This is a genomic window from Pseudoduganella sp. GCM10020061, from assembly GCF_042683405.1.
Taxonomy (GTDB): Bacteria; Pseudomonadota; Gammaproteobacteria; order Burkholderiales; family Burkholderiaceae_D; genus Telluria.
Map to the genome: position 1 here is coordinate 45,119 of NZ_JBHUJS010000001.1, position 26,371 is coordinate 71,489.

At 66.6% G+C, this 26,371-nt stretch carries 22 protein-coding genes; 11 read left to right on the top strand and 11 right to left on the bottom strand.

The window, feature by feature from the left end:
• Positions 1–167: 167 nt before the first annotated feature.
• Positions 168–332: a hypothetical protein gene (locus tag ACFSQR_RS00210; protein WP_377726698.1), complete on the bottom strand. Its 165-nt coding sequence runs from the start codon at positions 330–332 to the stop codon at positions 168–170.
• A 260-nt stretch (positions 333–592) separates the two neighbouring features.
• Here ACFSQR_RS00210 and ACFSQR_RS00215 point away from each other — a divergent pair, with 260 nt between their 5' ends.
• From ACFSQR_RS00215 to ACFSQR_RS00245, 7 genes are all read left to right on the top strand, one after another.
• Complete coding sequence (locus ACFSQR_RS00215; RefSeq protein ID WP_377726700.1) at positions 593–3,487, top strand: monovalent cation/H+ antiporter subunit A; 2,895 nt, start codon at positions 593–595, stop codon at positions 3,485–3,487.
• Positions 3,487–3,831 carry a Na+/H+ antiporter subunit C gene (locus tag ACFSQR_RS00220; RefSeq protein ID WP_377726702.1) on the top strand — a complete coding sequence of 115 codons (345 nt, stop codon included), beginning with the start codon at positions 3,487–3,489 and terminating at the stop codon, positions 3,829–3,831. Before ACFSQR_RS00215 ends, ACFSQR_RS00220 begins: the two co-directional genes overlap by 1 nt.
• A complete protein-coding gene (locus ACFSQR_RS00225) occupies positions 3,828–5,453 on the top strand; it encodes a monovalent cation/H+ antiporter subunit D (RefSeq protein WP_377726704.1) in 1,626 nt (541 codons plus the stop codon). Before ACFSQR_RS00220 ends, ACFSQR_RS00225 begins: the two co-directional genes overlap by 4 nt.
• A complete protein-coding gene (locus ACFSQR_RS00230) occupies positions 5,450–5,968 on the top strand; it encodes a Na+/H+ antiporter subunit E (protein ID WP_377726706.1) in 519 nt (172 codons plus the stop codon). Before ACFSQR_RS00225 ends, ACFSQR_RS00230 begins: the two co-directional genes overlap by 4 nt.
• Positions 5,952–6,230 (top strand): K+/H+ antiporter subunit F, encoded by a 279-nt coding sequence (locus ACFSQR_RS00235; protein ID WP_377726708.1) that lies wholly within the window; start codon positions 5,952–5,954, stop codon positions 6,228–6,230. Before ACFSQR_RS00230 ends, ACFSQR_RS00235 begins: the two co-directional genes overlap by 17 nt.
• The gene (gene mnhG / locus ACFSQR_RS00240) at positions 6,227–6,592 is read left to right on the top strand and encodes a monovalent cation/H(+) antiporter subunit G (RefSeq protein WP_377726710.1); all 366 of its coding nucleotides are present in this window, start codon (positions 6,227–6,229) and stop codon (positions 6,590–6,592) included. Before ACFSQR_RS00235 ends, mnhG begins: the two co-directional genes overlap by 4 nt.
• A gap of 96 nt (positions 6,593–6,688) precedes the next feature.
• On the top strand, positions 6,689–7,240 hold the full coding sequence (locus tag ACFSQR_RS00245; protein WP_377728283.1) for a DUF488 family protein: 552 nt from the start codon (positions 6,689–6,691) through the stop codon (positions 7,238–7,240).
• 23 nt (positions 7,241–7,263) lie between these two features.
• On the opposite strand, the gene ACFSQR_RS00250 is transcribed toward ACFSQR_RS00245, so the two are convergent.
• The 4 genes from ACFSQR_RS00250 to ACFSQR_RS00265 are packed head-to-tail and all read right to left on the bottom strand — an operon-like array spanning position 7,264 to position 12,941.
• The gene (locus ACFSQR_RS00250; protein WP_377726712.1) at positions 7,264–8,424 is read right to left on the bottom strand and encodes a response regulator; all 1,161 of its coding nucleotides are present in this window, start codon (positions 8,422–8,424) and stop codon (positions 7,264–7,266) included.
• Between the two features lie 4 nt (positions 8,425–8,428).
• Positions 8,429–9,019, bottom strand: coding sequence for a chemotaxis protein CheB (locus ACFSQR_RS00255; RefSeq protein WP_377726714.1), 591 nt, complete (start codon positions 9,017–9,019; stop codon positions 8,429–8,431).
• Positions 9,020–9,021: 2 nt separating this feature from the next.
• On the bottom strand, positions 9,022–9,846 hold the full coding sequence (locus ACFSQR_RS00260) for a CheR family methyltransferase (protein ID WP_377726716.1): 825 nt from the start codon (positions 9,844–9,846) through the stop codon (positions 9,022–9,024).
• Between the two features lie 2 nt (positions 9,847–9,848).
• On the bottom strand, positions 9,849–12,941 hold the full coding sequence (locus tag ACFSQR_RS00265) for a response regulator (RefSeq protein WP_377726718.1): 3,093 nt from the start codon (positions 12,939–12,941) through the stop codon (positions 9,849–9,851).
• 138 nt (positions 12,942–13,079) lie between these two features.
• On the opposite strand from ACFSQR_RS00265, the gene ACFSQR_RS00270 reads away from it, so the two are divergent.
• The gene (locus tag ACFSQR_RS00270; protein ID WP_377726720.1) at positions 13,080–13,757 is read left to right on the top strand and encodes a hypothetical protein; all 678 of its coding nucleotides are present in this window, start codon (positions 13,080–13,082) and stop codon (positions 13,755–13,757) included.
• 120 nt (positions 13,758–13,877) lie between these two features.
• Here the strand turns inward: ACFSQR_RS00270 and ssb are convergent, their stop codons facing one another.
• Complete coding sequence (ssb, locus tag ACFSQR_RS00275) at positions 13,878–14,369, bottom strand: single-stranded DNA-binding protein (protein WP_377726722.1); 492 nt, start codon at positions 14,367–14,369, stop codon at positions 13,878–13,880.
• Between the two features lie 278 nt (positions 14,370–14,647).
• Here ssb and uvrA point away from each other — a divergent pair, with 278 nt between their 5' ends.
• Positions 14,648–17,494 carry an excinuclease ABC subunit UvrA gene (gene uvrA / locus ACFSQR_RS00280; protein ID WP_377726724.1) on the top strand — a complete coding sequence of 949 codons (2,847 nt, stop codon included), beginning with the start codon at positions 14,648–14,650 and terminating at the stop codon, positions 17,492–17,494.
• On the opposite strand, the gene ACFSQR_RS00285 is transcribed toward uvrA, so the two are convergent.
• On the bottom strand, positions 17,487–17,708 hold the full coding sequence (locus tag ACFSQR_RS00285) for a hypothetical protein (RefSeq protein ID WP_377726726.1): 222 nt from the start codon (positions 17,706–17,708) through the stop codon (positions 17,487–17,489). The genes uvrA and ACFSQR_RS00285 overlap by 8 nt on opposite strands.
• A gap of 75 nt (positions 17,709–17,783) precedes the next feature.
• Positions 17,784–18,401, bottom strand: a complete 618-nt coding sequence (locus ACFSQR_RS00290) for a TetR/AcrR family transcriptional regulator (protein WP_377726728.1) — start codon at positions 18,399–18,401, stop codon at positions 17,784–17,786.
• 103 nt (positions 18,402–18,504) lie between these two features.
• Between ACFSQR_RS00290 and ACFSQR_RS00295 the strand changes: the two genes are divergently transcribed.
• Complete coding sequence (locus ACFSQR_RS00295; protein ID WP_377726730.1) at positions 18,505–19,791, top strand: amidohydrolase family protein; 1,287 nt, start codon at positions 18,505–18,507, stop codon at positions 19,789–19,791.
• A 186-nt stretch (positions 19,792–19,977) separates the two neighbouring features.
• Here the strand turns inward: ACFSQR_RS00295 and ACFSQR_RS00300 are convergent, their stop codons facing one another.
• The gene (locus tag ACFSQR_RS00300; protein ID WP_377726733.1) at positions 19,978–20,190 is read right to left on the bottom strand and encodes a hypothetical protein; all 213 of its coding nucleotides are present in this window, start codon (positions 20,188–20,190) and stop codon (positions 19,978–19,980) included.
• A gap of 275 nt (positions 20,191–20,465) precedes the next feature.
• Positions 20,466–22,316: a phosphoenolpyruvate carboxykinase (GTP) gene (locus ACFSQR_RS00305; protein WP_377726735.1), complete on the bottom strand. Its 1,851-nt coding sequence runs from the start codon at positions 22,314–22,316 to the stop codon at positions 20,466–20,468.
• Positions 22,317–22,672: 356 nt separating this feature from the next.
• On the opposite strand from ACFSQR_RS00305, the gene ACFSQR_RS00310 reads away from it, so the two are divergent.
• On the top strand, positions 22,673–23,659 hold the full coding sequence (locus ACFSQR_RS00310; protein ID WP_377726737.1) for a D-2-hydroxyacid dehydrogenase family protein: 987 nt from the start codon (positions 22,673–22,675) through the stop codon (positions 23,657–23,659).
• Positions 23,660–23,668: 9 nt separating this feature from the next.
• Here ACFSQR_RS00310 and ACFSQR_RS00315 read toward each other — a convergent pair whose 3' ends face one another.
• On the bottom strand, positions 23,669–26,365 hold the full coding sequence (locus ACFSQR_RS00315) for an EAL domain-containing protein (protein WP_377726740.1): 2,697 nt from the start codon (positions 26,363–26,365) through the stop codon (positions 23,669–23,671).
• Positions 26,366–26,371 lie beyond the last annotated feature (6 nt).

The window sequence follows — 26,371 nt, forward strand, 5'->3', positions numbered from 1 at the left end:
GCAGGCGGGCTCATCCGTACACGCTTCGCCGGGAATGCCCAGCCAGTCGCAAATATAGTGACAATGTTTTCGGACGCGAGAGCGCCGCCGCGCGCAGCCGGACGGCCGGGATGCGGGCGACGGCAATTCACGGGCGCAGGCCGGACCCATGTCCGGCCCGTCGCGCGTTACTTCTTCTTCGCGTCCTTGGTTTCGCCGTGCTCGGCGCGTTGCTTGTTGACGATGCGCGCTGCGACCTCTTCCTCACGGCCGGGGTAGCGGTGCTCCTTCTTGAACTCTTCCTTCAGTTCCTTGTATTCGCGTTCGCGTTTCGGGCTGGATCCGGTTGGCATGGTGTGCTCCTTTCTCGAAATGAAACCGTACCACCGCTGCCGCCTGCGGTTGGTGCGTTGGCGCACACGCAGCGGTCCGCGGGGTAATGAATTGGCGCGTGCTGTGTAGAAATAGTAAAGTCGTGCTATCTCAGCTCTGTGGAGGCCTGCGTGGGCACGAACATGGATGACGCAACGAGGCCTTGCACGGCGCTGCCTGCGGCATCAGGCGCGGATCGGCTGCCCGCGCCTGCCCGGTGTTCCCGCGCAATGGAGTGTCCATGCTGCTGACGCTGCTCCTATTGCTGTTCGCCGGCGCGCTGCTTGCCGCCTGCATGCCGATCGGTTCGCGCAACCGCCCCGCGCTGGCCGCGGGCGCGGCGACCCTGGTCGGATTGGTGCTCGCGGTGACGCAGTTCGACCGTATCGAGCGCGGCGAGGTGCTGGCCGAACGCTACCTGTGGCTGCCGGCCTACGGGCTCGATTTCGTGTTGCGCATGGACGGCCTGGCGTGGGTGTTCACCGTGATGGTGCTCGGCATCGGCATGCTGGTGCTGCTGTATGCCCGCTACTACATGTCGCGCCACGATCCGGTGGCGCGCTTCTTCGCCTACATGATGGCGTTCATGGGGTCCATGCTGGGCGTGGTCCTGTCGGGGAACCTGATCCAGCTGGTGCTGTTCTGGGAGCTGACCAGCCTCACCTCGTTCCTGCTGATCGGCTACTGGCAGAACCGCATCGATGCGCGGCGCGGCGCCCGCATGGCGCTCACCGTCACTACCGCCGGCGGCCTGTGCCTGCTGGCCGGCGTGCTGGTCCTCGGCCGCATCGCCGGCAGCTACGACCTGGAAGTGGTGCTGGCTTCCGGCGACGCGATCCGCGCGCACGGCCTGTATGTGCCGGCGCTGGTGCTGATCCTGCTGGGCGCACTGACGAAGAGCGCGCAGTTCCCCTTCCACTTCTGGCTGCCGCATGCGATGGCCGCGCCCACGCCGGTGTCGGCCTTCCTGCACTCGGCCACGATGGTCAAGGCCGGCGTGTTCCTGCTGCTCCGCCTGTGGCCGGCCCTGTCCGGCAGCGACGAATGGTCGTGGATCCTGGGCGTGTCGGGCGTGTGCACGCTGCTGGTCGGCTCGTTCTTCGCGATCTACCAGAACGACATGAAGGGCCTGCTCGCCTACTCGACGATCAGCCACCTGGGCCTGATCGTCATCCTGCTGAGCCTTGGCACCGCGCTGTCGGTCGTCGCCGCGATCTTCCACACGATTAACCATGCGATCTTCAAGGCCTCGCTGTTTATGGCAGTCGGCATCATCGACCATGAGAGCGGCACGCGCGACATGCGCGTGCTGCGCGGCCTGCGCGAGTCGATGCCGCGCACGGCCGCACTGGCGATCGTGGCCAGCGCGGCCATGGCCGGGGTGCCGCTGCTGAACGGCTTCCTGTCGAAGGAGATGTTCTTTGCCGAGGCGGCGGACGCGGGCGGCCCGGACGACTGGCGCCTGGCCACCGCGGCAGTGCTGATGGGGATCTTCAGCGTGGCCTATTCGCTGCGCTTTATCAGCGTGTTCTTCGGGCGCCTGGCCACCGGCCTGCCCAAGCATCCGCACGAACCGCCGCGCTGGATGCGCTTTCCGGTCGAGTGCCTGGTGCTGCTGTGTATCGCGGTCGGCGTGATGCCGCAACGGACGGTGGGCGACGTGTTGCAGGTGGCCGCGCACGCGGTGCTGGGGCCGGCCACCCCGGACTACGACCTGCAGCTCTGGCACGGCGTCAGCCCGGCCTTGCTGATGAGCGCGATCGCGCTGCTCGGCGGAGTGCTGTTCTATATCATGCTGCGGCGCCGCTTCAACTTGCGCGAACGCGACCGTGTGCCCGTCCTGTACCGGATCAACGGCGCCCAGATCTACGAGAACAGCATGCTCGGGCTGTCGCTGTCGGCGACCTGGCTGCTGCGCCTGACGGCCACCCGCCGCCTGCAGCCGCAGCTGCTCGTGCTGGCCGCAGCCATGGTCGCGGTGCCGCTGCTGGTGGTGCAGCCGCTGCCGGTGTGGACGCGCATGCACGTGTCCGACCTCGACCCGCTGTTCGCGCTGCTGTGGCTGATCGGCGCCGGGTGCGCGGTCAGCGCGGCCTGGCAGGCCAAGTACCACCGCCTCGTGGCGCTGATCCTGGTCGGCGGCGTCGGCGTGGTCACCAGCCTGACCTTCCTGTGGCTGTCCGCCCCGGACCTGGCGCTGACCCAGCTGATGGTCGAGACGGTAACGACCGTGCTGATCCTGCTGGGCCTGCGCTGGCTGCCGCCGCGCTTCCCCCCAGCCGGCCTGAATCCGCACATCCCGCCGAGCGCCTGGCTGCGCCGCGCGCGCGACGGGATGGTGGCGGCCGCCGGCGGTCTTGGGCTTGCCGCCATCAGCTATGCGGTACTTACCCGCAATCCGCCCGACACCATCTCCGGATTTTTCGTCACGCGCGCTCTGCCCGAGGGCGGCGGCGCGAACGTCGTCAACGTGTTGCTGGTGGACTTCCGCGGCTTCGACACGCTCGGCGAGATCACGGTGCTGTCGGCGGTCGCGCTCACGGTGTACGCGCTGCTGCGTCGCTTCCGCCCGGCCGCCGAGAGCATCGCGATCCCGATCCAGCAGGACACCGACGTCGACCCGGCCGCCGCGCAGCCGGCCGCGCTGCAGGCGGCGCGCGGCTACCTGATGGTGCCCGCCGTGTACCTGCGCTTCCTGCTGCCGTTCATGGGCATGATCACCGTTTTCTTCTTCATGCGCGGGCATAACCTGCCCGGCGGCGGCTTCGTGGCGGGCCTGATCTTCGCCACCGCGATGATCGTGCAGTACATGATCGCCGGGACCAACTGGGTCGAGATGCATGTCGAACTGCGGCCGCACCGCTGGATCGCATTCGGCCTGCTCGGCGCCGGCGGAACCGGCCTGGCCGCCTGGCTGTTCGGCTACCCCTTCCTGACCAGCCATACCGCGCACCTCGCGCTGCCGCTGCTGGGGGAGGTACACCTGCCCAGCGCCTTCCTGTTCGACATCGGGGTGTTCATGGTGGTGGTCGGGTCGACGATGCTGATCCTGGTCGCGCTGGCGCACCAGTCGCTGCGCAGCCACCGCAGCGCCAGTTCCGGGCGGCCCACCGCCCCGCAGAGGGAGATCCAGTAATGGAAGCCGTGATCGCACTGGGCATCGGCGTCGTGTTCGGATCGGGCATCTGGCTGTTGCTGCGTCCGCGCAGCTTCCAGGTGCTGACCGGGCTGATGCTGATGTCGTACGCCGTCAACCTGTTCATCTTCATCATGGGCCGGCTGTGGATCGACCGCCCTCCGCTGACGCCCCCCGGCGCCGCGCCCGACCCGGCAGCGCTGGCCGACCCGCTGCCCCAGGCGCTGGTGCTGACCGCGATCGTGATCGGCTTTGCCACCACCGCGCTGTACCTGGTCGTGATGATCGGCGCGCGCGGCCTGACCGGCACCGACCATGTGGACGGCGAGGAGCCGGAAGTATGAGCCTGCACTGGACCGATCACCTGATTGCCGTGCCGGTGCTGCTGCCGCTGGTGTGCGGTGCGCTGCTGGTGCCGCTCGACCAGGCGCGCCACGGGTTGAAGTTCGCGCTCAGCATGGGGTCTGTCCTCGGCCTGCTCGCCACCGCGGTCGCGCTGGTGGTGCAGACCGACGGCGGCTACTGGAACGAGGGCATCGGTGTCTACCTCGCCGCCAACTGGTCGGCGCCGTTCGGGATCGCGCTGGTGGCCGACCGCCTGTCCGCGCTCATGCTGCTGCTGACCGCGCTGCTGGCGGCCGCCGCGCTGTACTATGCGCGGCCGCGCTGGAGCCGCATCGGCGTGCAGTTCCACGCCCTGTTCCAGTTCCTGCTGATGGGGATCAACGGCGCCTTCCTCACGCACGACCTGTTCAACCTGTTCGTGTTCTTCGAGGTGATGCTGGCGTCGTCCTACGGTCTGGTCCTGCACGGCTACAACGCCGAGCGCCTGCGCGCGAGCCTGCAATACATCGCGGTGAACCTGGCCGCCTCGCTGATGTTCCTGGTCGGTACCGCGCTGATCTACGCCACCGCGGGCACGCTCAACATGGCCGACCTGGCGCGCGTGGCCGCGACCCTGGGTCCGGCCGACGTGCCGATGCTGCAGCTGGGCTTTTCCATCCTGGCGCTGGCCTTCCTGGTCAAGGGGGCGATGTGGCCGCTGGGCTTCTGGCTGCCGACCACCTATGCAGCGGCGTCGCCGCCCGTGGCCGCGATGCTGGTGCTGATGACCAAGGTCGGCCCCTACGTGATCCTGCGCCTGTGGCTACTCGTGTTCCCGGCCGGCGCCGGTGGCGCTGGCTTCGGCTACGACGCGCTGCTGTGGGGCGGCATGGCGACCATCGTGTTCGGCGCCGGGGGAATGCTGTCCACCGATACCTCGGGCCGCATGGCCGGCTACGCCGCGATCGTCTCGTCCGGCACCCTGCTGGCGGTGGCGGGCTACGGCCAGCCGTCGCTGGTGGTGGCGGGGATGTACTACCTGCTCGGATCGACCCTGGCGATTGCCGCGTTCATGCTGCTGATCGAACTGGTGGACCGCATCCGCACCCCGCGCAGCGCGCTGCTGGCGTTGACGATGGAAGCGTTCGCGATCGAGGACAAGCCCGACGAGCCGGTCGGCAAGGGCGTTCCCGCCGCGATGGCCTTCCTGGCGCTGGCCTTCACTGCCTGCGCGCTGATGATTGCAGGGCTGCCGCCGCTATCCGGCTTCGTCGCCAAGTTCGCGCTGTTCCACGCGCTGCTCAACCCGGCCGACGGCGAAGCCCTGCTGGGACCGGCCGGCTGGACGCTGATGGGAGTGGTGTTCGCCTCCGGCCTGGTGGCCGTGATATCGATGATGCGCTTCGGCGTGCGCACCTTCTGGGCCTCGGGCGTGGCGCTGCCGCCCCGGATGCACCTGTCCGAGATCGCGCCGGTCAGCCTGCTGATTTTGGTGCTGGTGCTGATGACGGTGCAGGCTGCGCCCGTGTTCTCCTATCTTGCGCGCGCCAGCGACGACCTGCACCGCCCGCAGGCGTACATCGAGCGCGTGCTGATCGCGCCATCCGTCCCCGGCCCCGTCAGCAAAGGATATGCGCCATGATGCGCTGGCTTCCCAACCCGGTCGTGTCGCTCTGCCTGGCCGCGCTCTGGCTCCTGCTCAACCAGAGCGTGGCGCCGGCCGACCTGCTGCTCGGCGCGGTCCTCGGCATCGCCCTGCCGCTGCTCACGCGCCGCCTGCAGCCGCTGGGCTATCCGCGCATGCGCGCGCCGGGCACGTTCATGCGCTTGCTGGGCATGGCGCTGGTGGAGGTGATCCGCTCCACCTTCAACGTATGCCGCGTCATCCTGGCCGGCGACTATCGCGAGGTGAACTCGCAGTTCATCCGGGTTCCGCTGACCATCCGCGACCCGTACGGCATGGCGATGCTGTCCTGCCTCATCAACATGACACCGGGCACCGTCTGGGTCGAGGTCTTCCCCGACCGCCACGAACTGGCGCTGCACGTGTTCGACCTGCATGACGAACAGTGGTGGATCGAGACCATCCAGACGCGCTACGAACAACCGCTGATCGCAATCTTTGAACAGGAGGCCCCCGATGGCGACACTACTTGAATGGACCGCGCTATACGCGCTGGTATGCGTGCTGGTGGGGATGGGCTGCTGCGCCCTGCGGCTGCTGGTCGGCCCCTCCGCGCACGACCGCGTCCTCGCCCTCGATACCCTGTGGATGAGCGGGATGCTGCTGGCGATCGTGCTGGGGATCCGCTACGGCACCCAGGTGTACTTCGAATTCGCCATGCTGATCGGCCTGACCGGTTTCGTGTCGACGGTCGCGCTGACCAAGTTCCTGATACGAGGGGAGATCATCGAATGAACGAACTGCATCCGGTTGCCGCCATCGTGGTGGCGCTCCTGCTGGTCGCGGGCGGCAGCATCGTCCTGATCGGCACACTTGGCCTGCTGCGCCTGCGCACCTTCTACCAGCGCATCCATGGCCCGGCCATCACCATCACGCTGGGCGCCGGCTTCCTGCTGGCCGCTTCGATGGTGTACTTTACGGCGGCCCAGTCGCGGCTGGTGATCCACGAGGTCGTCATCGCCGGCTTCCTGCTGATGACGGCGCCGGTGGTGTCGATGCTGGTCATGCGCGCCGCCGTGTACCGCGACCTGCGCGCCCGCAAGCACGATGCCGGCGCCACCGCGGGCGATGTGTACCGCATCATCGACAAGGAATAGCGCCGGGCTGCCCGACGGTTCGCTGGCGCACGGTCCGCGCCATGTCACGTCCCTAGAATGAACGGCATTCCCTGCCTTCCCTGAGATGCCGTGACCATGTCCGCCCCGGTTCCTCCCGCCACACTGGTCTGCACGATCGGGCACTCGAACCGCCCGCTCGAGGACTTCATCGCGCTGCTGTCCGCTAACGAGGTGCAGTGCGTGGTCGATATCCGCACCGTGCCCAAGTCGCGCCACAATCCCCAGTTCGGCCAGGACCAGCTGCCGCATTCGCTGGCGCGGGCCGGCATCAATTACTGTTATATCGAAGAGCTGGGCGGCCTGCGCCACGCCAGGGCCGACATGCTCACCAACAGCGGATGGCGCAACAAGTCGTTCCGCGGCTATGCGGACCACATGCAATCGGCGCAATTCGCACAGGGACTGGACAAGCTGATGGCGCTGGCGCAGCGCCAGCGCTGCACCCTGATGTGCGCGGAAGCGGTGCCATGGCGCTGCCACCGCTCGATGGTGGGGGACGCGCTGCTCGTGCGCGGCTACACCGTTGAGCACATCATCGGACCCAAAGGGCGCAAGCGGCACACGCTGACCCCGTTCGCCCGGGTGGATGGGACGTCGATCACCTACCCGCCGCCGGACGAGGCCTGAACGGCGCTCTCGGTCGGTGCCGCCTACTCCGCCTGCACGGCCAGGGGTTGCGGACCGCCGCGCAGGGAGGGTCCCTCTTGTTGTGCAGCGCTGCGCGGGAGCGACACCGTGAACGTGGTAAGGCCCTCGCTGGCCGCCACGCTGACCGTGCCGCCATGGCCTTCGACGAACATCTTGACGATGTACAGGCCGAGGCCCAGGCCCTGCTGCGGCCCGTTCATCGACTGCCGGCTGAGGAAGGGCTGGAAGATGGTGGGCAGGGCGTCGCACGGAATCGCGCCACCGTTGCGGATGCGGATGTGCAGGGCATCGGGGGACGTGCCGTCCACGTCCACCTCGACCGGCTGCCGGGGCGCGCCGTGCTGCAACGCGTTCGAGACCAGGTTGGACAGCACCTGGGCCATGCGGCCCGGGTCCGCATCCACATGTGTATTGCCGGCGCAGCTGACCTGGACGTTGGCATGGCCGTGCGCGGCCGCCAGCTCGTCGATGATCGTGCGGCACAGCAAATCCACGTTGGTGCGCTCGCGCCGCAGCTCCATGCCGCCGGCGCGGATGCGCGCCACGTCCAGCAGCTGCTCCACCATGCCCGTCATGCGCAGGCCGCTCGATTTGATGCGCGCGGCCGTCGATGCGACCACCGGATCGGCAGACACGCGCGCCATCAGCTCCGCGCCGTTCAGGACAGCCGACAGGGGATTGCGCAGGTCGTGACCGAGCACGGCCACGAACAGCTCGTTCAGCGCCAGCGCCGACTTCAGCTCGTCGAGCTGACGCGACAGCTGGCGCTCCTTGGAGAACAGGTCGACGAAAACGTTCACCTTGCTGCGCAGGATGGTCTCGTCGATCGGCTTGTACAGGAAGTCGACGGCGCCGGCCTCGTAGCCGCGGAACCAGGTGTTCTTTTCGCGCGCACCGGCGGTCAGGAAGATCAGGGGCACGGTGCGGGTGCGCTCGCTGCCGCGCATCAGCTCGGCCAGCTCGAAGCCGTCCATGTGCGGCATCTGCACGTCGATCAGCGCCAGCGCCACCTCTTCCACCAGCAGCACTTCCAGCGCCTCGTGTCCGGAGCGGGCCTGGATGATATTCAGGCCAGGGCGCTCCAGCAGCGCGTTGATCGCGATGAGGTTCTGCGGCACGTCGTCGACGACGAGGACGTTGATGATGTCGGTCGTGTTCTTCATATTCTTATTCCTCCCTGCCCATCAGGCCCGGCAACAGGCCGGCCATGTCATGCAGCCGCAGCACCTGGTCCGCTCCGGCCTTCTTGATCGCGGCGAGCGGCATGATACTCGCTTGCGCCTCCTCCGGCTCCTGGACCCAGCCGGTGCCGCCCAGCCTGCGTACCGTCGCCAGCCCTTCGGCACCGTCGGCACTGGCGCCGGTGAGCACGATCGCCAGCAAGGACTCCTGGTACGCCAGCGCGGCCGATTCGAACAGCATGTCCAGCGAAGGCCGCGAGAACAACACCGGCGCGTCGCACGACAGCGACAGCATCCCGCCCGGCTCGATCATCAGATGGTAGTCGGGCGCGGCCACGTACACCGTGCCCGCCTGCAGCGGCTCCTTGTCCTGCGCCTCCCTGACCGGCAGAGCGCAATGGCGGGCGAACAGCTCCGGCAGCAGGCTTGGCCGGTTGGGCGGCAAGTGCACCACCACCACGACCGGGATGTCGAACGCCGCCGGCAGCGCGCGCAGCAGCGTGCTGACCGCCTCGATGCCGCCGGCGGAAGCGCCGATGGCGATCAGGGAAGTCCTGTTTGTCTTTGGGAGGCCCATGCTCATATCCGCTGGTAGATGCGCTCGGCCGGCGCAAAGTCATTGAACAGGTCGGCATGGCGGTTGAAGCGCAGCGTCTCCTTGGTGCCAAGGCCGAGGAAGCCCTTGTGCACCAGCGACTCGGAGAACAGCTGGATCGCGCGCGCCTGCAGTTCGGGACGGAAGTAGATCAGCACATTGCGGCACGAGACCAGGTGCGTTTCCGAGAACACGCTGTCGGTCGCCAGGCTATGGTCGGCGAACACCATGCGCTTCTTCAGGCGGCGGTCGAACAGCGCCTCGCTCTGGTCGGCGGTGAAATAGTCGGCCAGCGATCCCGTGCCGCCGGACTCCTGGTAGTTCCGGATGAAATCCGGCATGCGTTCCAGCGAATAGATGCCGTTTTCAGCCTTCTCCAGCGACTCGGTGTTGATGTCGGTGGCGTAGATCAGCGTGCGCTCGAGCAGGCCTTCCTCGTCGAGCAGGATCGCCATCGACCATACCTCCTCGCCGGTGCTGCAGCCCGCGATCCAGATCTTGACCGACGGGTAGGTGCGCAGCACCGGCACCACCTGCTCGCGGATCGCCCTGAAGTAGGCCGGGTCGCGGAACATCTCGCTCACCTGCACGGTCAGGAACTGCAGCATCTGCGCGAACACGTCCGGCTCGTGCAGGATGCGTCCCTGCAGCTGCGAGACGGTGGCGCAGTCGAACTTCTGCATCGCCGACAGGATGCGCCGGCGCAGCGAGGCGACCGAATACTGGCGGAAGTCGTGCTGGTATTTCAGGTACACGCCTTCCAGCAGCAGCCGCAGCTCGATCTCGAAGTCCTGGTCGAATTCGTCCATGATCAGCGGCGCGGCATCCACACGCGGCACAGGGTCAGCAGCTTGTCCACGTCGATCGGCTTGGCGATGTAGTCGTTGGCTCCTGCTTCCATGCAGTTGCGGCGGTCGTCCGACATGGCCTTGGCGGTCAGCGCGATGATCGGCAGGCGCGCCCTGGCCGGGTCGCGGCGGATCTCGCGGATCGCGGTCAGCCCGTCCATTTCCGGCATCATCAGGTCCATCAGCACCAGGTCCATCTCGCCATCCTGCTCCAGCGACTTGAGCGCTTCCAGTCCGTTCCGTGCAATCTTCAGTTCCGCGCCCAGCGGTTCGAACACGCTGGTCAGCGCGAAGATGTTGCGCACGTCGTCCTCCACCAGCAGGATGCGGCGGCCCTCGAAGCCGGCGTCGCGCTGGCGCGCCTGCTGCAGCAGCTTCTGCTGGTCGGGCGGGATCGACGATTCGACGCGGTGCAGGAACAGCGTGACCTCGTCGACCAGACGCTCCGGCGACTTCGCGCCCTTGATGATGATCGAGCGCGAGTAGCGGCGCAGCTGCTGCTCTTCCTCGCGCGTGATGACGCGGCCGGTGTACACGATCACCGGCGGGAACGAGTAGCGCCCGCCGCTGGCCATCTTTTCGAGCAGCTCGTAGCCGGACGAATCGGGCAGGTTCAGGTCCAGCACCACGCAGTCGAAGGTGCGGCCGGACACCAGCTCCAGCGCTTCCGCGGCGGTGCCGGCAGTCGTGATCTCGATGTCGTCGGCTGCCAGCAGCAGCACCAGGTTCTCGCGCAGGGTGCTGTCGTCCTCCACCACGAGCACCTTGCGGGCCCGGTGCTGCAAGCGCTGCTCAAGGCGCGACACCGCATCCACCAGCTCTTCGCGCGCGACCGGCTTGAACGCGTAGCCGACCGCGCCCATCTCGAGCGCCTTCTGCACGTGGTCCTCGACCGAGATCATGTGGATCGGGATATGGCGGGTGCGCGAATCGCGCTTGAGCTCTTCCAGCACGGTCAGGCCGGACTGGTCCGGCAGGCCGACGTCGAGCAGGATGCCGCTCGGCGCGTACTCGCGCGCCAGGCGCACTGCCTCGGCGCCACTGTTCGCGACCAGGCAGTCGAAGTTCAGTTCATGCGCCAGGTCGTACAGGATCGTCGAGAAGTGGAGGTCGTCTTCGATCACCAGGATCAGGCGCTCGCGCGAGCGGTTGTCGCGATCGTCGGGCACGGCGGGCGCCTGCGGGGCAGCCCCTTCGTCCTTCACGGCGGTCCGGGCCTGCGGCGGCGCGGCGGCGTACACCGGCAGCGGCGCTGCGGCATGCGCGTCCGCGCCTTCCGGCGCCGACAGCTCCAGCCCGATCTCGAGCGTGAAGGTGCTGCCCACGCCGGGCGCGCTTTGGACGTGCAGCTCGCCGCCCAGCAGGCGGGCCAGCTCGCGCGAGATCGACAGGCCCAGGCCGGTGCCGCCGAACTTGCGGCTGGTGGTGCCGTCGGCCTGGCGGAATGCCTCGAAGATCACCTCCTGCTGGTGCTCCGCGATGCCGATGCCGGTGTCGCGCACGGCGAACTTCAGGCGGTCGCCCTGGCCGCGCGAGATTTGCAGCGTGACTTCGCCGGCGCTGGTGAACTTGAAAGCGTTCGACAACAGGTTCTTGAGCACCTGCTGCAGGCGCTGGCGGTCGGTGACGATACTGGCCGGCGTGCCGGGGCTGACGGCGATGCGGAAGTCCAGCGACTTCTCCTTGGCCACCTGCTCGAACATGTCGCGCAGGGAGGCCACCACCGACGAGATCGCGACCGGTTCCGGCTGCACGTCCGCGTGGCCGGCCTCTATCTTGGACAGGTCCAGGATATCGTTGATCAGCGCCAGCAGCTCGTTGTTGGACGAGTAGATCGTGCGCGCGTAGCGTACCTGCTCCTCGTCCAGCGTGCCCTTCTTGTTATCCATCAGGATCTTCGACAGGATCAGCGAGCTGTTGAGCGGCGTGCGCAGCTCATGCGACATATTCGCGAGGAACTCGGACTTGTACTGGTTCGCGCGGCCCAGCTCCGCCGCGCTGTGCTCCAGCGTCTCCTTGGCGCCCAGCAGCTCGCGCGTCTGCGCCTCCAGCTGGTCGGCCTGCGCGGTCAGCTGCAGGTTGGTCTGCTCCAGTTCCGCCTGCTGGTTCTCCAGCATCGCCTGCGACTCCATCAGCGCGCGGCTCTGCTCTTCGAGTTCCTCGTTGGTGACGCGCAGCTCTTCCTGCTGCGTCTGCAGTTCCTCGGCCTGGCGCTGGGTCTGTTCCAGCAGCGCGCGCAGGTCTTCACGGTATTGCGCCGATTTCAGCGCGCTGGCGACGGCGGATGAGATCAGGCCGAGCAGCTCGGTTTCCTCGTCCATCGCGCTGCGGCGCAGGAAGCCGAACTCCATCACCCCGTAGACATGGCCACCGCTGCTCACTGGAACGATCACCACCTGCCCCGGCGCGCCGCCCGCGGTCGCGGAACCGATCCGCAGGTAGCCCTGCGGCAGGTCGCGCACGACGAGCGGCTGGCCGCTCTTTGCCACCTCGCCCGCCAGGCCCGCGCCCGCCGCCAGTTCACGGTCGCTGCACGGTTCATCGAGGCCGAATGAGGCCGCGCATTCGAGCTTGCCATCGACCACGCGGTACAGCACCGCGACTTGCGCGTCGACGTAGCGCGCCACCGCCTGCAGGATCTGGCCGGATACCTGCTGCACCGTCAGTTCCCCGAGCATGTTGCGCGATACTTCAGCGCGCCCGCGCTCCAGCCACATCAGGTGCTGGGCGCGCACGCGTTCGGTGATCACGGTCCGGGAGAGATAAGCCACGCCCGCCACCACCACGAATGCCATGCAACGGTTGAAGATGGCCACGAACGGGTCGGCACCGGGCGGAGACAGGTAGTAACCGCCCAGCATCATTGGCATCAGCACCGCCACGACTGCCAGCGCGAAGTTGCGGTTGTTCTGCAGGGTGCACAGCGCCACCGGGACGATGTAGAAGACCCATTCCGCGTAGCCGAGCGGCGTGAACGCGTCGAGCAGGAAGACGAGCAGGGTGACGCCGGCGACGCAGGCGTGGACGATGCGGTTTGTGTTTTGGGTCGGGGCCATAGGATGGAAAGTCGTGAATCGGGTATTTACACGGCCGGCATGTCGAAAAGCTAGTGCAAACCGGCCACTATAACAAATATGGAAATATTTTCGCGCACGCCATGATATCCTCGGGGAAACCACTATTCCTCACCTCCAATGCGCTACTTCCTGTATTCCGTATTGCTCCTTTGGTCGTTCAGCGCGCATGGCAGACCGGGCTTCGCGAACCTGCAACCCGGCCCGCTGGCGGTGGGCTGGAAAATGGTCCAGCAGTACGACGACACCCGCATCTATAAGGACAAGATCGACCTGGTCAGCGGCCGTGCCACGCAAGGCGAACGCGCGCGGCCGATCCAGACCCACATCTGGTATCCGGCCCTCAAGGGCGGCAGCCCCGTGGCTTACGGCGATTACGTCCGCACCGAACTGAGCGAGGACGATTTCGGACGCACCAGGGGCGAGCTCGATGCGTTCCTCGCGTCGCGCCTGAAAGATGCTGGAACGCGGATCGGCGCAGCCCAGGCCAAAGCGGTGTTCGGCCAACCCATGTGGGCCGTGCGCGATGCCGCAGCCCTGCCGGGGAAATATCCGGTGGTGATTTATGCACCGGGCGGCGGCGGGGTGGGCTACGAACCGGCCGACCTCGGCGAATACCTGGCCAGCCATGGCTATATCGTCATCGCGAGCCGCAACCTGGGACCGCGCTCCCGCATGATTACGGTTGCTGACGAAAGCATCGATGCGCAAATGCGCGACATCCAGCAAAACGCATCGACAGCGGCGCCGTCGCCTACCTCCCTGCGCCATTCCAGCCGCACGAGCTGCTGCAGGTGATCTACACCTCGCTCGGCGCCAGGCCCACGCCCTGACCCGCTAACACCGGTCACCGGGCAGTCATGGCAAAAAAAAGCGAAGCCAGGTGGCTTCGCTTTTTGTTGGTATCCGCCGTGCGGCTTAGAACGGGATATCGTCGTCCATGTCCGAGAAGTTCGGCGCAGGGCGTGGTGCAGGACGCGCTGCCGGTGCGGCAGGTGCTGCCGGGCGCGCTGCCGGACGCTGTGGCGCCTCGTAGCTGCCGCCGTCGTCCATGCTGTCGCCGCCGCCCATGCCCTGGCGTCCGCCCAGCATCTGCATGTTCTCGGCGATGATCTCGGTTGCGTAGCGCTCGATGCCGTCCTTGTCGGTGTACTTGCGGGTCTGCAGGCGGCCTTCCACGTACACGGACGAACCCTTCTTGAGGTACTGGCCCACGATCTCGGCCAGGCGGCCGAAGAACGAGATGCGGTGCCACTCGGTCAGCTCTTTCTGCTCGCCGGAGTTGCGGTCCTTCGACTTGTACGACGTGGCCACGGCAATGTTGGCGATCGCGTCACCGCTCGGCATGTAGCGGATTTCCGGGTCGCGGCCCAGGTTGCCGACGATGATGACTTTGTTAACAGATGCCATGTATTGCTCCCCTTATTTTGGCGTGCGGCCGTCGGCCGCCACAGAACTTACTATTATGAGTGTTATCGACTGGTTACGGCAACCGATCCCGATCAATATTCGCGCGCCGGCGCCGCTTACCCGGCATGGATGCCAGCCATCCGCTGGAAGCCGTTCCGGTCAACGCCCGTCACGACAGTAGCACGCTGCTAACTTATACGGAACAGTCAGCAGCCATAGTTGAACACTGGTATTATGTACAGTATTCCCCACGAACTGCAAGGCTAGGTTTCCCACTTATGGAAGAAATCCGCATCCGCGGTGCACGTACGCACAATCTGAAGAACATCAACCTTGATCTTCCCCGTAACAAGCTGATCGTCATTACCGGCCTGTCCGGCTCGGGCAAGTCGTCGCTCGCGTTCGACACCCTGTATGCCGAAGGCCAGCGCCGCTACGTCGAGTCGCTGTCCGCGTACGCGCGCCAGTTCCTGCAGCTGATGGAAAAACCGGACGTGGACCTGATCGAAGGCCTGTCGCCGGCGATCTCGATCGAGCAGAAGGCGACCTCGCACAATCCGCGTTCGACCGTCGGCACCGTGACCGAGATCCACGACTACCTGCGCCTGCTGTACGCACGCGTGGGCACCCCGTACTGCATCAACCATCCGGAAAACGCGCTGGCCGCGCAGTCTGTGTCGCAGATGGTCGATGCCGTGCTGGCGATGGAAGAAGGCACCAAGCTGATGATCATGGCTCCCGTCGTGGCCAACCGCAAGGGCGAGCACTCCGACCTGTTCGAAGGCATGCAGGCGCAGGGCTTCGTGCGCTTCCGCGTGCAGAGCGGCACCGGCGACGCGAAAATCTATGAGATCGATGACCTGCCCAAGCTGAAGAAAACCGAAAAGCACACGATCGACGTGGTGATCGACCGCGTCAAGGTGAACCCGGAGATCAAGCAGCGCCTGGCCGAAAGCTTCGAGACCGCATTGCGTCTCGCGGACGGCCGCGCCATCGCGCTGGAGATGGACAGCGGCGTCGAGCACGTGTACTCCAACAAGTTCGCCTGCACCGCCTGCGGCTACTCGCTGCAGGAACTCGAGCCGCGCCTGTTCTCGTTCAATAATCCGATGGGAGCGTGCCAGGAGTGCGACGGCCTCGGTCACATCGAGTTCTTCGACCCCAAGCGCATCGTCGCCTTCCCCAACCTGTCGCTCGCCTCCGGCGCGGTGAAGGGCTGGGACCGCCGCAACCAGTTCTACTTCCAGATGCTCACCAGCCTGGCGAACTACTACGGCTTCGACATCGACAAGCCGTTCGAATCGCTGCCGAAGACCGCGCAGGATGCGGTGCTGTTCGGCTCCGGCAAGACCGCGATCCCGTTCAGCTACGTGAACGAGCGTGGCCGCACCGTGGTGCGCGAGCACACCTTCGAAGGCGTGGTCACCAACCTGCAGCGCCGCTACCGCGAGACCGACTCGATGGCGGTCAAGGAGGAGCTGGCCAAGTTCATCAACGAGAAGGAATGCCCGTCCTGCTCGGGCGCGCGCCTGCGCACGGAAGCGCGCTACGTCAAGATCGGCACCGGCAAGCAGCAGAAGGCGATCTACGAAGTGGCACGCAAGCCGCTGCGCGAGTGCCTGTCGTTCTTCGAACAGCTCAAGCTCAAGGGCGCCAAGAAGGAGATCGCCGACCGCGTGATCAAGGAGATCGTGTCGCGCCTGACCTTCCTGAACAACGTGGGCCTGGACTACCTGTCGCTCGACCGCAGCGCGGACACGCTGTCCGGCGGCGAGTCGCAGCGCATCCGCCTGGCCTCACAGATTGGCTCCGGCCTGACCGGCGTGATGTACGTGCTGGACGAGCCGTCGATCGGCCTGCACCAGCGCGACAACGACCGCCTGATCGACACCCTCAAGCACCTGCGCGATATCGGCAACAGCGTGCTGGTGGTGGAGCACGACGAGGACGCGATCCGCACCGCCGACTTCATCGTCGACATGGGCATGGGCGCGGGCGTGCATGGCGGCGACGTGATCGCCCAGGGCTCGCTCAAGGAAATCCTGAAGAACAAGAAGTCGCTGACCGCGCAGTACCTCAACGGCACGCGCAAGATCGAGGTGCCGAAGCAGCGCCACGTGGCCGACCCGCACAGGCAGCTGGTCATCACCGGCGCCACCGGCAACAACCTGAAGAACGTCAGCCTCAAGCTGCCGGTGGGCCTGCTCACCTGCGTGACCGGCGTGTCAGGCTCGGGCAAGTCGACGCTGGTCAACGACACGCTGTACCCGGCGCTGTCGCGCCACCTGTACGGCTCGCAGACCGAACCGGCGCCGCACGATGCGATCAGCGGCCTGGAACACTTCGACAAGGTGATCTCGGTGGACCAGGCGCCGATCGGCCGCACCCCGCGATCGAACCCGGCCACCTACACCGGCGTGTTCACGCCGATCCGCGACCTGTTCTCCACCGTGCCGGTGGCGAAGGAGCGCGGCTACAGCGCCGGACGCTTCTCGTTCAACGTCAAGGGCGGGCGCTGCGAGGCCTGCCAGGGCGACGGCGTGCTGAAGGTCGAGATGCACTTCCTGCCGGACGTGTACGTGCCGTGCGACGTCTGCCACGGCAAGCGCTACAACCGCGAGACGCTGGACGTGCAGTACAAGGGCAAGACCATCACCGAAGTGCTGGACATGACGGTGGAGGACGCGCACGAGTTCTTCAAGCCGGTGCCGGTCATCGCGCGCAAGCTGCAGACGCTGCTGGACGTGGGCCTGGGCTACATCAAGCTGGGCCAGAGCGCGACCACGCTGTCGGGCGGCGAGGCGCAGCGCGTCAAGCTGTCGCTGGAACTGTCCAAGCGCGACACCGGGCGCACGCTGTACATCCTGGACGAGCCGACCACCGGCCTGCACTTCCATGACATCGACCTGCTGCTGAAGGTGATCCACCGCCTGCGCGACCAGGGCAACACGCTGGTGATCATCGAGCACAACCTCGACGTGATCAAGACCGCCGACTGGATCGTCGACCTCGGGCCCGAAGGTGGCGCCGGCGGCGGACGCATTGTCGCCAGCGGCACCCCGGAAGACGTCGCCGCCAACCCCGACAGCGTCACCGGCAAGTACCTTGTCCCGCTGCTCAAGTAACAGGGCGGGGACTGTCCCCTGCGGGGACCGTCCGCTGTTCTTTTGGCGGAATCGGCCATGAATGGGCCGATTCCGCCACTTTCCCTTCCTGCGCATCCCCGGTGAACACGAAGTCCTCGTTACTGTCCGGCAGCGACAGCACCAGCGCCACGATATTGGTGTGAAAGACGACATACCCCGTCAGTCCCGTGATAGCGATCAATGCGATGATCATGACAGCCTCCTTTTCGCACACCTGTGCGAAATATGATGAAAAAAATGGCAGCCCACTTACGGCGGCTGCCGCTGCTTACTCCGGTTCGTTCAAGCTCTTGTAGGTCGAAATCAGCCGCTGGAACGCGCGCCGTGTCCGCACCGGCGCACTGCCGTCGCGCAGGAAGCGCATGTCGTGCAGCAGCCCGACGATCATGCTGTACATCTCGTACACCAGCTGCTCAGGGTCGGTGTCCGGCCGCAGGTGCCCCTGCTCCATCGCCTGCAGCACCGTCTTGCGCAGCGACGCCCGCCAAAGCATGATGCCCTGCTGGATGCGGTCGCGCAGCGGCACGTCCAGGTCGTCGAACTCGAACGCACCCGCCGTGTACAGGCAGGCGCCGCGCACCGCTTCGTCGCAGCACTTGCGCATCCAGTGGTCCATCTGCGCCGTCAGGCGCGGCAGGCCGCGCGGCAGGCCCAGCGTCGGCAGCAGGACGTCGGCCTGGAAGCGGCGGTCGTACTCGTCCAGCACCGCGACCTGCAGCGACTCGAGCGACCCCACGCGCGAGAAGATCCCGCTCTTGCTGATGCCGGTGCGCTTGGCCAGTTCGCCGAGCGAAATCCGGCCGATGCCTTCGACGGCGGCCATCTCGAAGGCGGCAGCGAGGATCAGGGCATAGGTGGCTTCGCTCTTGGCGGTCAGGGTATCCATGATCGCCAATTTAGCACAGGTGTGCGAAATTGGCTAATCATTTTGACACGGCCGCGTGATACATTCCTCCTAGCAACTCATAACGACATCCCAGGAGACTCTCATGCACAAGCTTTCCGCGATCGCCCTCTGCCTCGGCGCGGCCCATGCCAGCGCCGCCACCACCACCGTCGACTGCGGCCGCCTGCTCGACGTCAAGGCCGGCAAATGGCGCGAACGCGTCAGCATCGAGATCGAAAACGGCGTGATCAAGTCGGTCGGCCCGATGGTGCAGGCGCCCGGCCACATCGACCTGTCCGCCCAGTCCTGCATGCCCGGCTTTATCGACTCGCACGTGCACATGGTGTTCGAAACCGAGAAGGCGGCCGATGCGATGCGCCACACGCTCAGCTCCAATCCTGCCGATTATGCCTACCGCTCGGTGCGCAATGCCGAGCGCACGCTCATGGCCGGCTTCACGACCGTGCGTGACCTCGGCGCTGCCGGCGGCCTGAACGTGGCCCTGCGCGACGCGATCGCACAGCGCTACATCGTCGGCCCGCGCATCTTCACCGCCGGCACCACCATCTCCACCACCGGCGGCCACGGGGACCGCAGCAATGGCCTGAACCAGCGCTTCGCCCGTGCCGACGGCGGACTGCCCGGCCCGATGGAAGGCGTGATCAACGGCCCCGACGAGGCGCGTGCCGCGGTGCGTGCGCGCTTCAAGGAAGGCGCGAACCTGATCAAGATTACGGCGACCGGCGGCGTGCTCAGCCAGAACAACAATGGCCAGAACGCCCAGTTCACGGACGACGAACTGCGCGCCGTCATCGCCACCGCCAGGGATTACGGCTTCAAGGTCGCCGCGCACGCGCACGGGGCGGAAGGCATCAAGCGCGCACTGCGCGCCGGGGTCGACTCGATCGAGCACGGCACCCTGATGGACGAGGAAGGCATCGCGCTGATCAAGAAGACCGGCGCGTGGCTGGTGCCGACCATCACGGCCGGGCGCTACGCGGCGGAGATGGCGAAGAACTCCGACCAGTACACGCCGGTGGTGCGCCAGAAGGCGCTGGAGATCGGCTCGGTGAGCCAGGCCGCGTTCGGACGCGCCTACAAGGCCGGCGTCAAGATCGCCTTCGGCAGCGATGCGGCGGTCTACCCGCACGGCGACAACGCCAAGGAGTTCGCCTACATGGTGGAAGGCGGGATGCCCGCGCTGGAAGCGATCCGCAGCGCGACGCTCAGCGCCGCCACGCTGCTGGGCCAGGAGACGCGCCTCGGTTCGGTGGAGCCGGGCTATCTGGCCGACATCGTTGCCGTCAGCGGCGACCCGCTTGCCGATATCACCGAACTCCAGAAGATCAAGTTCGTGATGAAGGACGGCATCGTCTACAAGAAGCCATAAGCACCCACATGGTGTAGCCCCCCACTTACAGCCGCTGGCGGGGGTCCACTGGTGGGGGTCAGACCTCGATTCCCCTCCAGGCCTGACCCCGCGTTTGCGGAAGCTCAAAGCCGGGGTCAGGCTCCCACTATGAAGGCCGGGCCTGACCCCGGCACCGTCGGCCGGCCCATTTCTCATTCACTCAGGTTATTTGCTGCGTCGGACCTCGTACATGCGTTGCGTCAGAGGCTCTTCGACAAGCACCTTGCGGTTTGCTTTTTCCTGGTCGACGAAAAAGCGCTCAGAACTGATCGATCGCTTGAGGATGTCCGTGAACGTCAGGTTCTCTTCGCTTGCAATGCGCTCCAGGAACGCGACTTGCTCTGCTGGCAAATTGACCGTCACCTTCGTGATCGCCATGACTCCTCCTGATTACGGGCCTTACGGACATACTACAAAAACTAGTATAGCTATCGGTAGCTACATATCAATCCGGGCCACTAGATGTAGCCAGTTGTTCTTTGCCTGTGCTTGAGTGTAAAAAAGGCGCGTCATAGGACGCGCCTTCTTCTGGAGGACTACAGGGCTGGGGCCGGTACTGCCGCCTGGCGCGCAGGAACGCTCCCTTTCTATGCTTTCATGGCGACGCGACGAAAGTCCGGGGACAGTCCCGTAGGGACAGCCCCCTTAGGGGCTTATGCGCCCAGGCGCTTGGCGATGTCCGCCTTGGTCGCGACCAGCTCCTGCGGCAGCTTGTGCGCAAGCTTGTCGAACAGCTCGTCGTGCAGCTTGAGCTCTTCCTGCCACGACGCGGTGTCGATCGAGGTGATCATCTCGTACTGGCCGGCGGAGAAGTCCAGGCCTTCCCAGTTCAGGTCGGCGTAGTCCGGCGAGGTGCCGAACACGTGCTCGGTGCCGCCCGCCGTGCCTTCGATGCGCTCGAGCATCCACTTCAGCACGCGCATGTTGTCGCCGAAGCCCGGCCACACGAACTTGCCCTGGGCGTCCGTGCGGAACCAGTTGACGCAGTAGATGTTCGGCTGCTGCTCGACCTTGGTGCCCATGTTGAGCCAGTGCTGGAAGTACTCGCTCATGTTGTAGCCGATGAACGGCAGCATCGCGAACGGGTCGCGGCGCACGATGCCCATCTGGCCGGCGGCGGCAGCGGTGGTCTCGGAACCCATGGTCGCGGCCATGTACACGCCCTCGGTCCAGCTGCGCGCTTCGGTCACCAGCGGCACGGTGGTCGAGCGGCGGCCGCCGAAGATGAAGGCGGAGATCGGCACGCCGGCCGGATCGTCCCACTTCTCGTCGATCACCGGGTTCTGGGTGGCGGCCACGGTGAAGCGCGCGTTCGGGTGCGCGGCCTTGGTGCCGGACGCCGGGGTCCAGTCCTTGCCCTGCCAGTCGATCAGGTGCGCAGGCGGCTCCTTGGTCATGCCTTCCCACCACACGTCGCCGTCGTCGGTCAGCGCGACGTTGGTGAAGATGACGTTCTCGCGCAGCGAGGCCATGCAGTTGTAGTTGGTCTGCTCGTTGGTGCCCGGCGCCACGCCGAAGTAGCCCGCCTCAGGATTGATGGCGTACAGCTTGCCGTCCTGGCCCGGCTTGATCCAGGCGATGTCGTCGCCGATGGTGGTGATCTTCCAGCCGTCGAAGGTCTTGGGCGGGATCAGCATGGCGAAGTTGGTCTTGCCGCAGGCCGACGGGAAGGCCGCCGCGACGTAGTGCTTCTGGCCTTCCGGCGACTGCACGCCCAGGATCAGCATGTGCTCGGCCAGCCAGCCGGTGCCGCCCTGCTGCGCTTCCTGGTGGCCCATGTTGGACGCGATGCGCAGCGCGAAGCACTTCTTGCCCAGCAGCGCGTTGCCGCCGTAGCCGGAGCCGAACGACCAGATTTCGCGGGTCTCGGGGTAGTGGACGATGTACTTGGTCGGGTTGCACGGCCAGGCGACGTCCTTCTGGCCAGGCTGCAGCGGCGCGCCGACCGAGTGCACGCACGGGACGAACTGGCCGTCCGCGCCCAGCACGTCGTACACGGCGCGGCCCATGCGCGTCATGATGCGCATGTTGACCACCACGTACGGGGAATCGGACAGCTCGACGCCAATGTGCGCGATCGGCGAGCCCAGCGGGCCCATCGAGAACGGGATCACGTACATGGTGCGGCCGCGCATGCAGCCGTCGAACAGGCCGTTGAGGGTGCCGCGCATCTCGTCCGGGGCCATCCAGTTGTTGGTCGGGCCGGCCTGCTCGCGGGTCTGCGAGCAGATGAACGTGCGGTCTTCCACGCGCGCCACGTCGGTCGGGTCCGACCAGGCCAGGTAGGAGTTCGGACGCTTGGCCGGGTTCAGCTTGCGCATGGTGCCGGCGGCAACCATCTCGGCGCACAGGCGGTCGGACTCTTCCTGCGAGCCATCGGCCCAGACCACGCGGTCCGGTTTGGTCAGTGCTGCAATCTCCGCCACCCAGCTGATCAGCTTCTGGTGTTTGACGTATGCGGGGACGTTCAGTGCGGCAACGCCTCCCATCACGGGTTGGTTCATAAAAGCCTCCAAAGCCTAAAAAGAAACCAGTGGTCCGGGGGCAAGGGCAGGATCGACGTCGGCGGGGGGCGCTCTTCGCTCAGGAGCCAGTCCGTGGACGGGTTCGGCGACAACGGCGGTCGTACCGGTTGCCCGGACATGCGGTACTGCTCAGTACCGCAAAAATCCTGCGCCGGGCGCGCGGTCCGCACCCGGAAAGGGGCGATTATAACCCCCTGCATGTCGCTTTTATATGCGCGCACTACAAAAATGTAGGAGAAATAGTCGAGTAAAGTAGTAGGCTATTCCGGTTCCGTCGAATCCTGTTATTTCCTTACGCATACAATGCGAACTTCGCTCAACTGATGCTAATTTCGATGAATATCGCGATACTGGACGATTACCAGGACAAGGTGCGCCATCTGGACGCATTTCGGCTCATCAGTGCGCATCCGTGCCGAATATTCACGAACTCCGCCAAGGGGGTCGGACAGCTGGCGATCCGGCTGGCCCCGTTCGAGGCGCTGGTCCTGATCCGCGAGCGCACCGCGATCACGCGCGCCCTGCTCGACCGCCTGCCCAAGCTGAAGCTGATTGCGCAGACCGGACGGGCGGGCAGCCACATCGACGTGGCCGCCTGCACGGAACGGGGGATCGCCATTGCGGAGGGCGTCGGCTCGCCCATCGCGCCGGCGGAACTGACCTGGGCGCTCGTGATGGCGGCGCAGCGGCGCATCGTCAGCTACGCCAACAACCTGCGCGACGGGCTGTGGCAGACCGCCTCGGTCAACCCGGAGCTGAACGGCCTGGGACTGGCCAACCACGGGCGCACGCTGGCGATCTGGGGTTACGGCAAGGTGGGCAGGCTGGTGGCGGGCTACGGCAAGGCGTTCGGCATGCGCGTGCTGGTGTGGGGCAGCGAAGCGGGGCGGGCGAGCGCAGTGGCCGACGGCTTCGAGGCGGCGCCCTCGCGCGAAGCCTTCTTCGCCGAGGCGGACGTGCTCACCCTGCACTTGCGCCTGGCCGAGGCCACGCGCGGCATCGTGACCGCGGCCGACCTGGCGCGCATGAAGCCGGACAGCCTGTTCGTGAATACCAGCCGCGCGCAGCTGGTCGAGCCGGGCGCGCTGGAAGCGGCGTTGCGCCATGGCCGGCCGGGCCGCGCCGCGCTGGACGTGTTCGAGAGCGAACCGCTGGCGGCCGACTCGCCGCTGCTGCGCATCCCGACCGTGCTGGCGACGCCCCACCTGGGCTACGTCGAGAAGGACAGCTACGAGCTGTACTTCGACGCCGCGTTCCGCAACGTGCTGGCATTTGCCGGCGGCGCGCCGGCCAACATCCTGAATCCCGAAGTGCTGGCCTGAGGCCAGGGACTAGCGGCTGGACGGCGACCAGCCCTTGCCTTCGCTGGCCATGCGCGCGGAGCGCGACAGCATGACCGCCAGCTCGGCCGGCCGCACCGGGCGGCTGAACAGGTAGCCCTGCATCTCGTCGCAGTCGTTTTCCAGCAGGAAGCGGTACTGCTGCTCCGTCTCCACCCCTTCCGCGATCACGCGCAGGTTGAGCTTGTGGCCCAGCGAGATCACCGCCATCGCGATGGCCTGGTCGTCCGTGCTGGTGGCCAGGTCGCTGACGAAGGACTTGTCGATCTTGAGCGTGGAGATCGGGAAGGACTTGAGCGCCGACAGGCTCGAATAGCCGGTGCCGAAATCGTCCACCGACAGCGACACGCCCATCGCCTTCAGCTCGCGCATGCGCTCGATCGACTGCTGCATGTCGCGCATGATCAGGCTCTCGGTCACTTCGATTTCCAGGCCGTCGGCAGGCAGCCCGCTGACCCTGAGCGCTTCCGCCACGCGCTCGACCAGGCGGTCTTCGGCGAACTGGCGTGCCGAGACGTTGACCGACATCGTGACCGGCGGCAGCCCGGCATCGCGCCAGGCCTTGCTTTGCGCGCAGGCGGTCTGCAGCACCCACTCGCCCAGCTGCACGATCAGGCCGCTCTCCTCGGCCAGCGGGATGAACTGCGCCGGCGACACGTGGCCGTGCTCCGGATGGTGCCAGCGCACCAGCGCTTCCACGCCGAAGATGCGGCCGGTGCGCAGGTCTACCTTGGGCTGGTACAGCACCGAGAACTGGCCCGCCTCCAGCGCGCCGCGCAGGCCGTCGAGCAGCAGCAGCTTCTGCTCCAGGCTGGAATTCATTTCGCGCGTGTAGAACTGGATATTGTTCGAGCCCAGCTCCTTGGCGCGGTACATCGCCGCGTCCGCGTTCATCATCAGGGTGGTCGGGTCGAGGCCGTCGTGCGGATACATCACCGCGCCAATGCTGGCGCTCACGCGCACCGGATGTTCGCCCAGCATGACCGGCTGGGCCACCGCCTGGCGCAGCGATTCGAGCACCGGCGCGGCCGCCATGGTATCGGGCACGCCCGGCAGCACCAGCACGAATTCGTCGCCGCCGAAACGGCCCAGCATCGCCTCCCCGCCCAGGCATTGCTGCATGCGCGTGCCCACGATGCACAGCAGCTCGTCGCCCGCCTTGTGCCCCAGCCCGTCGTTGACCAGCTTGAAGCCGTCCAGGTCGATGAACGCCACCGCCATCGCGGCGCCTTCGCGCTGCGCCCGCGCGATTTCCTGTTCCAGCCGCTGTCCGACCATGTTCCGGTTCGGCAGGCCGGTCAGCTCGTCGTAGTGCGCCATCTGCAGGATGCGCGCTTCGCTGCGCTTGCGTTCCGTGATGTCGCGCACGATGCAGACGATGCCGCCTTCCACGCCCACCACCTGGCGGTGCACCCACGATGGCCGGAACAGCGGGAAGCTGATCTTGCGCTCCGCCTCGTGCACGCCGCCCACCGTGGCCGCATGCACCAGGTCGTCGAACAGCTCGCCGCCGCGCGCGTCGGGCAGGAGGGTCAGCAGGGTCTTGCCGATCAGCTCATTCTTGCCGAAGCCGGTCATGGCCTCGGCGCGCGAATTGGTCGCATCAACCATGAAGTCGACGATCTTGCCGCCCGCGTCCTTCACGGTGCGCAGCACGAAGAACGCATCCAGGCTCGCTTCGGAGGCGGCCGCGTAGCGCTCCTGGGCGCGCCGGATGCGCCGCCGCGTGCGTCCGGCCTGCCACGACCACACGCAGACCACCGACACCAGCATCGCCAGCGCGACGCTGGCGCCGCCGGCGGCCAGCAGGTACTTGCTGCGCGCCTGCTCGAACGCCGCGAGCTGCTCGTCGTAGCCCAGGCCCGCCGCCGCATACAGCGGGAAGCCGTGCATCTTGCGCGCGTTCAGGAAGCGCAGCACGCCATCGTGCGTGCCGCGCGCGAGCGATTCGCCCGGCGTGAGCCGCGGCACCCGCTGGCCCCAGGTGACCGAGTCGCCCGAGCGGCGCACGCGGAACACGGCATCCTCGCCCACCAGCCCGAGCAGCCCCTGCTCGCCCTGGCGCGACCGTTCGTAGCCGCTGGTGAAGTAGGCCGGGTCGACCTCCAGCACCACGATGCCGGCGAAGCGGCCCTGTGCATCGTCGATGCGGCGCGTGAAGTGCAGGTGCGGCTCGGGATTCTCCGCCTCGCTGGCCGCGTGGCTCACGTGGACTTCGTCGGCCGGGTGGTCGCGATGGTAATTGAAGCAGCGGCGCTCGGCCATGTCGCTCGCCGGCGCCTTGAAGTTGCTGGCCACGGTCACGCCATGGCGGTCGATGACCTTGACCTGGAACACCAGCGAGGGCGGCAGCATGCCGCGCTGTTCCAGCATCGGGATGGCGTTCTGTGCGCCTTCCAGCTCCACGGCATAGCGCAGCACCCTGAGGGTCTGGTCGATGCCGTTCAGGTTGCGCCCGACCTGCGCCTCGTAGGTGTCGATCAGCTCGCGCGCGGAGTCGCGCGCCGCCGCCACCGCCGCGGCGCGTTCGCCGTCGATCATCCGGAAGGTGCCGGCCCACATCACGCACAGCAGGACCAGCGCGAACAGGGGCAGCGAGATATGCGTCTCGCGCCCCTGGCGCAGCCAGCGCTGTGCGCGCGCGCGCCAGCCGCCCTCGGCGGGAACGGCGGGGGCGGCGGCGGTCATGTGTGT

Bases quoted from the DNA above. Each gene is read 5' to 3' on its own strand.
- ACFSQR_RS00220 (WP_377726702.1), top strand. From the start codon at position 3,487: ATGGAAGCCGTGATCGCACTGGGCATCGGCGTCGTGTTCGGATCGGGC.
- uvrA (WP_377726724.1), top strand. From the start codon at position 14,648: ATGGAAGAAATCCGCATCCGCGGTGCACGTACGCACAATCTGAAGAAC.
- ACFSQR_RS00235 (WP_377726708.1), top strand. From the start codon at position 5,952: ATGGCGACACTACTTGAATGGACCGCGCTATACGCGCTGGTATGCGTG.
- ACFSQR_RS00225 (WP_377726704.1), top strand. From the start codon at position 3,828: ATGAGCCTGCACTGGACCGATCACCTGATTGCCGTGCCGGTGCTGCTG.
- ACFSQR_RS00290 (WP_377726728.1), bottom strand. From the start codon at position 18,401: ATGGATACCCTGACCGCCAAGAGCGAAGCCACCTATGCCCTGATCCTC.
- ssb (WP_377726722.1), bottom strand. From the start codon at position 14,369: ATGGCATCTGTTAACAAAGTCATCATCGTCGGCAACCTGGGCCGCGAC.
- ACFSQR_RS00270 (WP_377726720.1), top strand. From the start codon at position 13,080: ATGCGCTACTTCCTGTATTCCGTATTGCTCCTTTGGTCGTTCAGCGCG.
- ACFSQR_RS00210 (WP_377726698.1), bottom strand. From the start codon at position 332: ATGCCAACCGGATCCAGCCCGAAACGCGAACGCGAATACAAGGAACTG.
- ACFSQR_RS00215 (WP_377726700.1), top strand. From the start codon at position 593: ATGCTGCTGACGCTGCTCCTATTGCTGTTCGCCGGCGCGCTGCTTGCC.
- ACFSQR_RS00230 (WP_377726706.1), top strand. From the start codon at position 5,450: ATGATGCGCTGGCTTCCCAACCCGGTCGTGTCGCTCTGCCTGGCCGCG.
- ACFSQR_RS00285 (WP_377726726.1), bottom strand. From the start codon at position 17,708: ATGATCATCGCATTGATCGCTATCACGGGACTGACGGGGTATGTCGTC.
- ACFSQR_RS00315 (WP_377726740.1), bottom strand. From the start codon at position 26,365: ATGACCGCCGCCGCCCCCGCCGTTCCCGCCGAGGGCGGCTGGCGCGCG.
- ACFSQR_RS00300 (WP_377726733.1), bottom strand. From the start codon at position 20,190: ATGGCGATCACGAAGGTGACGGTCAATTTGCCAGCAGAGCAAGTCGCG.
- ACFSQR_RS00310 (WP_377726737.1), top strand. From the start codon at position 22,673: ATGAATATCGCGATACTGGACGATTACCAGGACAAGGTGCGCCATCTG.
- ACFSQR_RS00255 (WP_377726714.1), bottom strand. From the start codon at position 9,019: ATGGGCCTCCCAAAGACAAACAGGACTTCCCTGATCGCCATCGGCGCT.
- ACFSQR_RS00250 (WP_377726712.1), bottom strand. From the start codon at position 8,424: ATGAAGAACACGACCGACATCATCAACGTCCTCGTCGTCGACGACGTG.
- ACFSQR_RS00245 (WP_377728283.1), top strand. From the start codon at position 6,689: ATGTCCGCCCCGGTTCCTCCCGCCACACTGGTCTGCACGATCGGGCAC.
- ACFSQR_RS00260 (WP_377726716.1), bottom strand. From the start codon at position 9,846: ATGGACGAATTCGACCAGGACTTCGAGATCGAGCTGCGGCTGCTGCTG.
- ACFSQR_RS00305 (WP_377726735.1), bottom strand. From the start codon at position 22,316: ATGAACCAACCCGTGATGGGAGGCGTTGCCGCACTGAACGTCCCCGCA.
- ACFSQR_RS00295 (WP_377726730.1), top strand. From the start codon at position 18,505: ATGCACAAGCTTTCCGCGATCGCCCTCTGCCTCGGCGCGGCCCATGCC.
- mnhG (WP_377726710.1), top strand. From the start codon at position 6,227: ATGAACGAACTGCATCCGGTTGCCGCCATCGTGGTGGCGCTCCTGCTG.
- ACFSQR_RS00265 (WP_377726718.1), bottom strand. From the start codon at position 12,941: ATGGCCCCGACCCAAAACACAAACCGCATCGTCCACGCCTGCGTCGCC.